6 protein-coding genes are annotated in these 11,611 nt (G+C 39.5%); 2 read left to right on the top strand and 4 right to left on the bottom strand.

All coding sequences use genetic code 11. The features are described from left to right. Positions 1-2: 2 nt before the first annotated feature. The gene (locus CHB68_RS01985; protein WP_089259043.1) at positions 3-2,444 is read left to right on the top strand and encodes a glycosyl hydrolase 115 family protein; all 2,442 of its coding nucleotides are present in this window, start codon (positions 3-5) and stop codon (positions 2,442-2,444) included. 4 nt (positions 2,445-2,448) lie between these two features. On the opposite strand, the gene CHB68_RS01980 is transcribed toward CHB68_RS01985, so the two are convergent. The 4 genes from CHB68_RS01980 to CHB68_RS01965 all read right to left on the bottom strand — a co-directional run bounded on the left by CHB68_RS01980 (position 2,449) and on the right by CHB68_RS01965 (position 9,284). After that, positions 2,449-3,960, bottom strand: coding sequence for a rhamnogalacturonan acetylesterase (locus tag CHB68_RS01980; protein ID WP_089259041.1), 1,512 nt, complete (start codon positions 3,958-3,960; stop codon positions 2,449-2,451). A 2-nt stretch (positions 3,961-3,962) separates the two neighbouring features. Next, the gene (locus CHB68_RS01975) at positions 3,963-6,818 is read right to left on the bottom strand and encodes a glycoside hydrolase family 2 TIM barrel-domain containing protein (protein WP_089259039.1); all 2,856 of its coding nucleotides are present in this window, start codon (positions 6,816-6,818) and stop codon (positions 3,963-3,965) included. Positions 6,819-6,831: 13 nt separating this feature from the next. Further along, positions 6,832-8,154, bottom strand: a complete 1,323-nt coding sequence (locus tag CHB68_RS01970) for a rhamnogalacturonan acetylesterase (protein ID WP_089259037.1) — start codon at positions 8,152-8,154, stop codon at positions 6,832-6,834. Positions 8,155-8,237: 83 nt separating this feature from the next. Beyond that, positions 8,238-9,284 carry a GntR family transcriptional regulator gene (locus CHB68_RS01965; RefSeq protein ID WP_089259035.1) on the bottom strand — a complete coding sequence of 349 codons (1,047 nt, stop codon included), beginning with the start codon at positions 9,282-9,284 and terminating at the stop codon, positions 8,238-8,240. A 199-nt stretch (positions 9,285-9,483) separates the two neighbouring features. Here CHB68_RS01965 and CHB68_RS01960 point away from each other — a divergent pair, with 199 nt between their 5' ends. After that, positions 9,484-11,580, top strand: coding sequence for a bifunctional aldolase/short-chain dehydrogenase (locus CHB68_RS01960; RefSeq protein ID WP_089259033.1), 2,097 nt, complete (start codon positions 9,484-9,486; stop codon positions 11,578-11,580). The last annotated feature ends 31 nt before the right edge of the window (positions 11,581-11,611 follow it).

The following is an 11,611-nucleotide window of genomic DNA, read 5'->3' as shown; positions in this document are numbered from 1 at the left end:
ATATGATACAGCGTTTACTCATACTAATACTATCGATTCAATTTGTATCCTGTACAAAACAAACAGTTACAAATGGTTTTTTAATTGCCGATGAAACCCAAGCAACATCCATATATGTGGACCCTAATTGCGACCCGCTAATATTCTGGGCTGCGGAAGAACTTTCAAAAGACATAGAACGCATTACTGGCGCTAAGCCCAATGTTATTAAAACGAATACCCAAAAGGAAACCGGTATTTATATAGGTGAAGTTAAAGACAAGCTGTTAACGACCCTTACTAGATCCAATGATTCCTTACTAGGGAAATGGGAGGCTTTTAGCATCCAGAATACCCAACAAAATATCGTCATTACAGGTAGTGATGTTCGCGGAACCGTATATGGCATTTTTGAATTGGCAGAACAACTTGGGGTTTCACCTTGGCAATGGTGGGCAGATGTTGTCCCATCCAAAAAAGAAAAATTACAACTAGAACTACCTGAAAAAGGTATTGTTCAATCACCCTCCGTTCAATACCGGGGTATATTTTTAAACGATGAAGATTGGGGCTTACAACCTTGGGCGGCCAAAACCTTTGAAACCGAGACCGGTGATATTGGTCCAAAAACGTATGAAAAGATTTTTCAATTGCTATTGCGCCTAAAAGCAAATACAATTTGGCCTGCCATGCACCCTTGCACGCAAGGATTTTTTACGGTCGAAGGTAATGCGGGCATGGCCGAAAAATACCATATGGTCATTGGCACCTCTCATGCAGAACCTATGATGCGTAATAATGTTTCTGAATGGAACCATGATTTCGGCAAGTACGAATACAGTACCAACAAAAAACGTATCAATGAATACTGGCAATCTCGAATTGCTGAAATCAAAGAGAAAAACGTCAATACCATTATGACCTTGGGTATGCGCGGTATTCATGACAGCGGTATGGAAGGCATATCAAGTCTGGCCGAGGGAATGGCTTTTGTGGATACCATTATGACTACGCAGCGCACAATGCTATCCAACACTTTGGAAAAACCAATAACCCAGATTCCTCAAGTTTTCATCCCCTATAAAGAAGTCCTGGATATCTATAACGAAGGACTAGAGGTGCCGGAGGATATTACGTTAATGTGGACCGATGATAATTATGGATATATACGCAGATTGAGCAATGAAGAAGAGCAAAAACGAGTTGGCGGAAGCGGTGTATACTACCATTTAAGCTATTGGGGCAGACCCCACGATTATCTTTGGCTGAGCACCACCCAACCCGGACTTATCTGGTATGAAATGAGTAGGGCCTATGCTAACGGTGCAAGAAAAATATGGATCGCCAATGTGGGGGATATCAAACCTGGAGAATACGGTATGGAATTTTTTCTGGACTTGGCTTGGGATATCAATTCAATTGAGGAGTCTACAATTCATGAACATTTAAGACAATGGTCCGCTCGGGAATTTGGCGCTGAGATTGCAGATGAGATTGTCATGGTCATGGACGAATATTACCGATTGGCATTTTTGCGCAAACCAGAATATATGGGTTGGAGCCAAACCGAACCTTCCACCCCTACCGGGATAACCGACTTTTCCAACCAGCATGCAAAAGATAGAATTACAGCATATGATATGCTCTATAAAAAAACCGATAGTCTACAATCTTTTTTGCCACAAGAGAAATTGGCAGCTTGGTTTCAATTAGTAGCATATCCGGTAAAAGGAGCGGCATTAATGAACCGTAAGTTTCTTTATCAACAATTGGCATTGACCGAGAAGGATGAGGCCAACAAGGCAGCTTATATCAAAAAAAGTGAAGAGGCATTTAACACCATAGAAGAACTTACCGCTTATTATAACAAAGAGCTAAAAGGTGGAAAATGGAACCATATGATGTCCATGGCACCAAGGAACTTACCGGTGTTTGATGCACCAGAATCCCATAAGCCTAACATGGATACAAAAAGGAATTTTAATGTCACTTTTAAAGGTGAAGCTAAAAAAGCATCCGGGTTCAAGACATCTAAAGGCAACTGGAAAACTATAGAGGGATTAGGGTACAGTAACCAAGCAATAACCCTATTTCCTTTGTCAAACACCCGCTTTAAAAATGACCAACCATGGGTAGCGTATGAATTTGATGTGGAACAAGCTGGTGCATATTTGTTTGAACTTAGATGCCTCCCAACCCATTCCAACACGTTTGACCATGAAATACGTATAGAAATAGATGGTGAACGGCTAGTACCCATAACATTGAACACAAAAGGCAGAAGCGATCAATGGAAAGAAAATGTATTGCGCAACAGTACGGTGGTAAAAGTTCCCGTACAAGTAGGGAAGACCGGTAAGGTAGCTCTTAAGGTTTACGTAAATCAAACAGGCATAGTATTGGATCAGGTAGCGCTATATCCTGCGGATAGTCCTCATTTTTATGAGTTGGCTATTATGGATTAAAGAATCAATCCTTAATAGGTAAAATAAATTCCCTTAATCCACAAGTGGAACAGTTTCGTAAGCTTTGGGCAATGATTCTTGCATTGAATGCCGCCCCCTTAGCCCCGGTATGCGTGTGGTCTTTTGGGAAAAATGCATTAACTTTTTCTTTACCCAATTCACCATATTTAATTGCTAAACTATCACTAATATCCAAGAAAATGGCATTTTCTGCTTTCGCAGCTTCCCGTGCCCATTTTATATATGAATCCGTCCGTTGCTCAACAATACCACCCGGCCATTCATTACGCACCGTTAAACTTAGTACAATAGGCAGAGCTCCTTTCGCCTTGGTATCCCGTATATATTTTTTCATGTACCAGCCAAAAGTATGAACGGTTTCTAACATACTATCAGGCCGCACTACTTCTTGTAATTCATCTCCAATTCCCTTTAAGGAACCTCTGTATTTTGCCCTTGCTATATTTCCGGCATCATTATGTCCAAATTGAAGCAATACAAAATCCTTTGGTTGTACTTGTTTTAATACACTGTCCCATAATCCTTCATACATAAATGTTCTTGAGCTTCTACCTCCCCTTGCTTTATTGATTATATGTATTCGTGTCGTATCAAAATGAATAGGAAAAGGAACACCCCAGCCTACGGCATTTTCATCACCGTTATCTGCCATAGTAGAATCGCCCACCAAAAATAAATTCCGTTTTTTAGGCAACTTGACCAAAGGGTTTCCCAATATAAAATCAGCTAAAGAATTGGATGATTTCTTCAATGCTTCAATAATGACTTCTGCTGCCATGACTGCCCCTTTTGCACTGGTATGCGTATGGTCGTGTTCGTAGAAATAAGTTCCCGTGATATCTGTTTCACCTATGGATTCCATTTTCTGGGCCATCTTCGTATTCAAATCTATGAAGGTCACTTGTTCTTCTTGTGCTATCTGTTTCGCCCACAGACCATAAGAGGTATTATTTAAAGGCACTTTGCCTTCGTTCCATTTATTTCTTGGAATAGGCGATAATACAATAGGGATGGCACCTTTCTCTTTCGCTTCTGTTACTACTTTTCGTATATACCATCCATAGGAATGTACAATTTCATGTTTACCGGTGAGTATATTATCAATCTCTTCCGATTCATTACCGATTCCCTTGATAGTACCACGCGCCCTGTAATCATCATTTATTGGCCCATCATCATTATGCCCAAATTGAATCAACACATAATCTCCTTTGTTCAGTTTACGGTGTACCGAATCCCAAAGTCCTAAATCTTGAAACGTTCTACTGCTAGTGCCCCCCAATGCATGGTTTTCGACATTCACCTTTGTACTATCTAAAAACTGGCCAATAAAATCTCCCCACCCCCATAGTCCGCCAGCACCATCCCCTTGTCCGTTCTTAACCGTAGAATCTCCTACCATATAAACGGTAGGTTTCTCAATACTTGAAGAGGTACATTGCACAAATAGTACACTAGAAAAAACAACTAATAGGACTGATTTAATCGTATGCATATTTAATTGGTTTGAGGTCTAAAATCGAACCATAGGTTCATGGGAATGCCTTCATCGCCACTTTTAATGCGGATACTGGCCGGCTGACTATGCGGCCCATGATGTGCTAAAGGTTTAAAAGAGCGCATGGCCGGTATTTCATATAAAAAGGAAATATCGCCAGATGGAAATTCCGGTTGAGGGTGACTGCCCGGAAACCCATTTTTAGGTTCTTCTGGTGTGAATAAACGGAGAAAAACCTTTTCAGATTCACTGAACACCTTAAAACCATGGTTATTAGCCATTAAAGCAGCGGCGTACATATTGGCATGATAGCCTTTAAATTCAGGATAAATCAAATTTTCAAAACTTTCGCCCGTAATGGTATTGTTATATTCCTTTTCCCAAAGTCCGTAGGTAGTTCCTTTTATCCTATTTTTCCATACACGGTAAGGTCCTCTACCCAACCATTTAATGCCCTCTACTCCATCTTCTGGAAAATTGAACGAAATACCAAATGCGCTAATATTATCGTCTACAAAGGCACCATCAAAACCACTGTTTCTTCCAGCGTTTTTGAGCGCTATCATTTCCATATGCAAGCGACCATCTGGGTACATGGTCCATTTTATGGAGTGGATGCCTCCGGTATAATTCACTAGACAAACAGCATTTTGCCCGTCTGTATACGTATCTACACTTTTTACACCTGCTTTCATCCCTATAGGTTCTGGACCATTATTAAAAGGGATCATTTCTTTCTTATTCGATACACTTTTAATTTTTCCGCTTTCTGCATCCAATTTTATGGTTACGCCGCCACCTGTTAATAGTATTTCATTTCCAGATTTCATGACCTTGGCCACAGTTTTTTCATTTGTAACGGACAAGAATCTTTGGGCATAGTAAGGAGCATCATGAATAGGCCATGACCATGTATAAATTTCTCTATTATGCCGGTCGTGCGCCGTAATCTCAAGCCAATCACCTTCAAAAAAACTATTAGAAATAGGCATCATCAACTTACCGGTTTCTTTAGGCTCTAAATTTGGAGCCTTAAGTGTACCGCTCTCAATGATTTTAGGGGAACTATTTGAATAAAAGGCATTTTTCGCTGCTTGTACAACACGGTATTTTAATGAAGTTGAGTTTAAATTTGAATATATATAATCGTTGGTGATATAGAAAGTACCGTCGAACTTTTTGGTGATTTTTACAGGAGCAAATTGTATGGGAGCCCAAACTTCTTTAACCGTAAAAAAACTACCCTCCTTTTCACGATGCGGACCTAAAATTCCGTCGGGTGCCAATGAACCTTTTGAGTCATACACGTGCTCTTGTCCTTTCCAATCGCTTCTCAACACAGCGGCATCGCTAAAAGCCCACATGAATCCGCCAGCAAAAAGTGGACTCTCCTTAAAATGGTTCCAAAAATCCTCTAGTCCGGCGCCATGTCCGTTATCATACGTACCGTGCATGAACTCGGTGGGAAAAAATACATTCTCCCCATTTACAAATCGATGCACCCCAGTTTGGTAAGCGGGATAATGGTGCGTATCCCAACCATCAAAATCTGACCACGGGTGTATTACAATCCTATCTTGGGGGTCTAATTCTTTAAATAATGGGTCTAATTCATAATTCCACCCGCCTTCATTGCCATGGTCCCAAATAAGCACCGATGGATGATTAACATCTCTCCGAACCATTTCGGTAACCAATTTTGTGCCTACTTCAGTATCATAGCCGTTTTGCCATCCTGCCAATTCATCTAACACAAAAAGCCCCAAAGAATCACAGGCTTCTAAAAAATGGGTATCTGGCGGATAGTGATTACGCACCGCATTCATATTCATATCCTTCAACAGGTTAGCATCCATTATACTAATACGTTTACTGGTACTTCTACCGGACTCTGGCCAAATGGTATGCCTGTTGATACCCTTCATAATAATTTTCTTTCCATTTACATAAATGCCGTCTTTTTTAATGAATTCCAGGGTTCTAAATCCAATTCTTTTGGTAACATTATGAACGGTCTCCCCATTTTGTTGTAAACTGAAATGAAGGTCATATAAATTAGGGGTTTCAGGAGACCATGGGTCAATATCGCTGAATTTGGTTTTGAGATTAAAAGATGATTTTTTTGGATTGAGGATAAACACTTCGCTCCCCATTTTTTCAGTACTGTTCACTTTGGTCAAAAAGACCTCCATACTGCCCATTTGCGAAAAATTCTCTACAGTCAATTCTGATGTGACCGTACCATCCATTTGTGCATCAATGGCTACATGAGCAATATGCGTTTTTGGCGACACCGATAACCACACAGGGCGATATATTCCTCCGAACAACCACCAATCTGCCTTTCGTTCGGCAGCGTTTACTGAAGCATTTGCAGAATGTTTGGACACATGAACTTCTAACAGATTATCATCCCCATAATTTAATAAAGAGGTGATATCGTACGAAAACTCATAGAAGCCGCCTTGGTGTATTTCACCTGCACTTTTACCATTGATTTTTACTTCGGTATCGGTCATGGCTCCACCAAAAACTATCTCTACCTTTTTTCCTTCCATGGAAGCTGGCACCATAAACGTATGTTTGTAAAAACCTTCTTCCTTACTGGGTTCGTCCTGGTCTAATTCTTTGTACCATCTACCATAGGTATATTCTCCAAAACCCTCAAATTCCCAATGTGAAGGCACATTTATGGTAGACCACTGATTACTGTTCCTACCTCCGTTTACCATAAAGTCCCACTGTACAGGATGTTCAAAATCAACACCTGAAAGATATATTTTTTCGGTTTCTTGAGCGTTCACTAGTATTAAGCTCAAAAGAGCACTTAGGAATAGGAAAAAATTGTTCTTCATTATTGACTTCTATTTAATTTCCGTCTGGCTTTGTAGGTTCAAATCGATTGCTAAGTGGCAAGGTCCATTGAGAAATATCATTTGGAAATTCAGGATTATAAGCAGGGATTGTGTGCTTTAAAAATACTTCTAATGGTAGGCCTTGTCTTTTAATTTCTTGAATGACGCACAACGCAATTTCATTAGCGCCAAATGCATTGAAATGGGTATTGTCTTCCAAGGCTGTGTTCTGGCCGGGAAATGTATTTGCCGGATATTGTACAAACGCTTTTCTAGAACGATCATCACCCCAACTTTCATAAAGCATAGTGGTAATTTTTGTAAGGTCTATCAAAGGAACGTTCATCTTTTTAGCAACTGAACGTACTGCATCTGGGTATTCGCCATGAGTATCGTTCAACTTCCCATCCTCACCAAAATATCGTCTTTGGACCAGAGTCAATAGAACGGGGATTGCTCCTTTTTCCCGCGCTGTATTAACGAATTCCACTAACAACTTTGTATAGTTGAGCCATGGACCATCATTTTCCCCTTTCTGCTTCTGGTCATTATGTCCAAATTCTATCAAAAGATAATCGCCCTTCGTCAACAAGGAGCCTATTTTCTCCAATCGACGACTCACTTTAAAAGAGCTCAATGAAGCCCCGGAATAGGCATAGTTAGAAACTACAACGCGATCTGTTAAATAGCGGGATATAAATTGCCCCCAAGAGGCCCAAGGTTCTAAATCTTGGTCGGTAACGGTAGAGTCACCGGCTAAAAAAATACTGGTAATTTTCGGTATTGGCGTAACCTGAATTGCTCTTACCTTGGCAGTTCCTAAAAATTCCAAGGTTAATTTACGGTCCCAATTTAAATAGGTCAACTCCCTATCCTTTAGAGTAATCTCACCTCCACCGATTATTTTTGGCGTTCTTACGTTGATCATTACAGATTTGGAAAACGTGGTGTTTGGGCCAATTATAGTATCTAACATTAACCTTCTGGATTCTGCTTTTAAGATGATAGTAGTTGCAGACTCCGCCCCTTCAAAATCAATTTTGACCTTGTAATTTCCTTCCGGCTTCATGACAGAAAAGTAAACCGGGGCCCTGTCTATACTGAAACCGTTATGATGAAACTGCACATTTTTGGACGTGTTAAAATCAAACCCATAACCTAATTGTTCTGTATAGGGCTGGCTTGAATCTACTACCGTATATTCTGTATTAGCAATAGGAGTACCAAAAACAAAATTTGTAGGGATATCTTCAGTTTGTCCATTTGCAACAAATGAAACTACTACGGTTATAAACGCTACAATACGTTTTTTTGAATTTATTAGTAAACTAATCAATCGTCTATTTTTTCTAAAAATAATAGTGATTTATAGATATGCCATCCTGTACTATACGGCTTAGGCCTATACCACCTTAAGCACTAAACAGAATTCCGCTCAATATATTTAAATACATTCTTTACCTTTTCTTTTTTATTCTTTAGCACCATATAGGCAGCAGTCTCTCCCATGGTCTTAAAATCCGTACTGATTACGGTAATGCCCAGCAAACTTTTTAAAGGGGTATCATTATAGGAAATAATACCAATATCCTTGCCCAGGGTCAATTCTTTTGCGTTTACTTGCTGCACCAATTTAACAAGGTCCATTTCCTCTATGGTAATATAAACATCCCTACTGCTCAACTCCATGTCCTCATAGATTTCATCCAAAATTTCATGGTCAAAATTGTACTCGCCACAGAATTGGACAAACCCTCTTAAAATTCTTCTAGGATATGGAAAAACAGATTTTTGAGGATAGACCAGAATAAGCTTATCATACTTCTTAAGCTTTTCTATACCTTCTTTTAAGGCACTATAAATATCCTGTTGAAAATCTTGGTAAATAGCGCCGTAATTCCCCTTTATTTCGGGCTTATCATTATCCAGTATAATCAATTTATCCTTTGGAATACGTTCCAATTCCTTTAAGGTATTATCCGTATAACTTACATGCTCTAACCGCTCATTTTTAAAATGGGTCATGATCACATAATAGTCAAACGATCCTAAATTCTTTTGAATCTCCAACGCAAACAGGGTTTCATCACAATGGTAAATAGATAAGGTTACATGACCATCTACCCCAATACCATCAACGAACGAGTTGTAAATACGCATTTTATAGGAGCTAGGTTTATTGATCAGAAAGAAAACATTGATTTTGGAAATCAAGTCCGTTTTGGCAGTATAGAACCCTTTACCCTTGACCGATACAATGACCTTTCTATTTTTTAATTCCCTGTAAGCCTTTTCTACGGTATCCCTAGAAAGGTCGCAATACTCGCTCAATTCATTAATAGATGGTATTTTATGACCGATCTTTAATTTGCCTTTTGAAATATCCGCAATAATAGATTCTACAATTTGCTTGTATTTAGGTACTCTAGAAGATTCATTTATTACTATATTCAAGTGCTCGGCCATTCTATTGTTTCTGGAAATTAATAGATTAAAAGATGTTGGATAATTTAGGTAAAAACCTAATAGGGCATTATTAACGCTATATTAAATAAAGCATAAAAATAGTAATCAATTAGGATAAACTACCATAACACTACAGGACAGCTAAAAATTCTTGTTCTCCTATCTTTGGAATTATCATAATAACACTAAGCAATCCAAGATGCAAAAAAACTTTAAACACGTTAATTACCTTTGGGATGAAAAAAAAGCCGCTCAATTTGGTGATGACCAAGTTGCCCTGTTTTTATACCGCTCCAATATATTGGGGGCAGATTTAAGAATTACCAACTACGGAGGCGGTAACACCAGTTGTAAAACCATAGAAAAAGACCCACTGACCAATGAAGATGTTGAGGTAATGTGGATCAAGGGTTCTGGTGGTGATATAGGCACTTTGACCAAGGCAGGTATTGCAGGATTGTATACCGAGCGTTTACGCGACTTAAAAAATGTATACGGCGGTTTAGATGATGAAGACCGTATGGTAGGCTTGTTCAACCATTGTATTTATGATTTAAATAGTAAAGCACCTTCTATAGATACACCCTTACACGGGTTACTACCTTTTAAGCATATAGACCATTTACACCCAGATGCTTTGATTGCGGTAGCCGCGGCCAAAGATAGTGAACAGGTGACCAAAGAAATTTGGGGAGACACCATGGGCTGGGTACCATGGCAACGACCTGGTTTTGACCTGGGGCTTCAATTGGAAAAATGTTTAAACGACAACCCGGGTATTAGAGGTATTGTTTTAGGGAGCCATGGACTTTTTACATGGGGCGACACCTCTTATGAGTCCTACATAAACAGTTTAGAGGTCATCGAAATGGCTTCGGAATATATCGAGAAAAAAATAAAGGAAAAAGGAAGTGTTTTCGGTGGACAAAAATTACAAAGCCTACCCAAAGAAGAACGATTGGAAAAAGCGGCACAACTTATGCCAATGCTTAGAGGTTTATGTTCTTCCGAGGCTAGAATGATCGGTCATTTCAATGACAATGACATTGTGCTTGAATTCATTAACAGCAATGATTTGGAACGTTTGGCACCAATGGGCACCTCTTGTCCCGACCATTTCCTACGTACCAAGATCCAACCATTGGTATTGGATTTAAAAACAGATGAAGATTTAAGCGATACGGATGCTATTCTAAAAAAACTGCAACCATCGTTCCAAAAATATAGGCAAGAATACAAAGATTATTACGACACGTGTAAAAAATCCAATAGTCCAGCCATACGTGATGCCAATCCGGTAATCATTATTTATCCTGGTGTGGGTATGTTCAGTTTTGCAAAAAATAAGCAAACTACGCGTGTAGCCAATGAATTCTATGTAAATGCGATTAATGTTATGCGTGGTGCGGAAGCTATATCGGCATATACATCATTGCCAAGGCAAGAAGCTTTTGATATAGAATATTGGTTATTAGAAGAAGCCAAGCTACAACGAATGCCCAAAGAAAAACCATTATCCAGAAGAGTAGCCTTTATTACAGGCGCAGGTGGTGGCATTGGTAAAGCAATCGCAGATAAATTAGCGGAAGAAGGTGCCAATGTAGTATTAAGTGATATCGCGGAAGATAGATTACAGGAAGCCGTTGACACCTATGCACGTGATGTAGCCAGTTATGCGGTATGTGATGTCACAAAAAACGAATCGATTACAGAAGCTTATAAAAAAGCATGTTTAGAATTCGGTGGTATTGATATTATAGTACATAGTGCCGGTTTGGCAATTTCAAAACCATTGACCGAAACTACAGATGCAGATTGGGATATTTTACAGAATGTATTGGTTAAAGGTCAATTTGAATTAGCCAAACAAGGAGTCGCAATTTTACGCAAACAAGGTTTGGGAGGTGACATTATAAATATTGCCAGTAAAAACGGATTGGTATCCGGTCCTAATAATGTTGGTTACGGAACAGCAAAGGCAGCCCAGCAACATATGTCGCGCTTATTGGCGGCAGAATTGGCTTCCGATAAAATCAGGGTAAATGTAGTCAACCCAGACGGCGTCATCGTGGGTAGCAAAATTTGGGAAGGAGACTGGGCGGAAGGCCGTGCAAAGGCCTATGGTATCTCCGTAGAGGAACTACCGGCACATTATGCCAAAAGAAATTTATTGAACGAAATTATATATCCTGCGGATATTGCCAATGGTGTCTTTGCACTGGTAGGCATTTTGGATAAGTCCACAGGAAACATCATTAATGTAGATGGCGGTATGGCCAATGCATTTGTACGATAGTAAATTGAGTGAGTGAGTGCAGACCTGTTGG

The sequence above is a fragment of the Maribacter sedimenticola genome, from assembly GCF_900188415.1.
Taxonomy (GTDB): Bacteria; Bacteroidota; Bacteroidia; order Flavobacteriales; family Flavobacteriaceae; genus Maribacter; species Maribacter sedimenticola.
The sequence above is the reverse complement of the archived record's forward strand: the minus strand, read 5'-3'. Positions and strand labels throughout refer to the sequence as shown.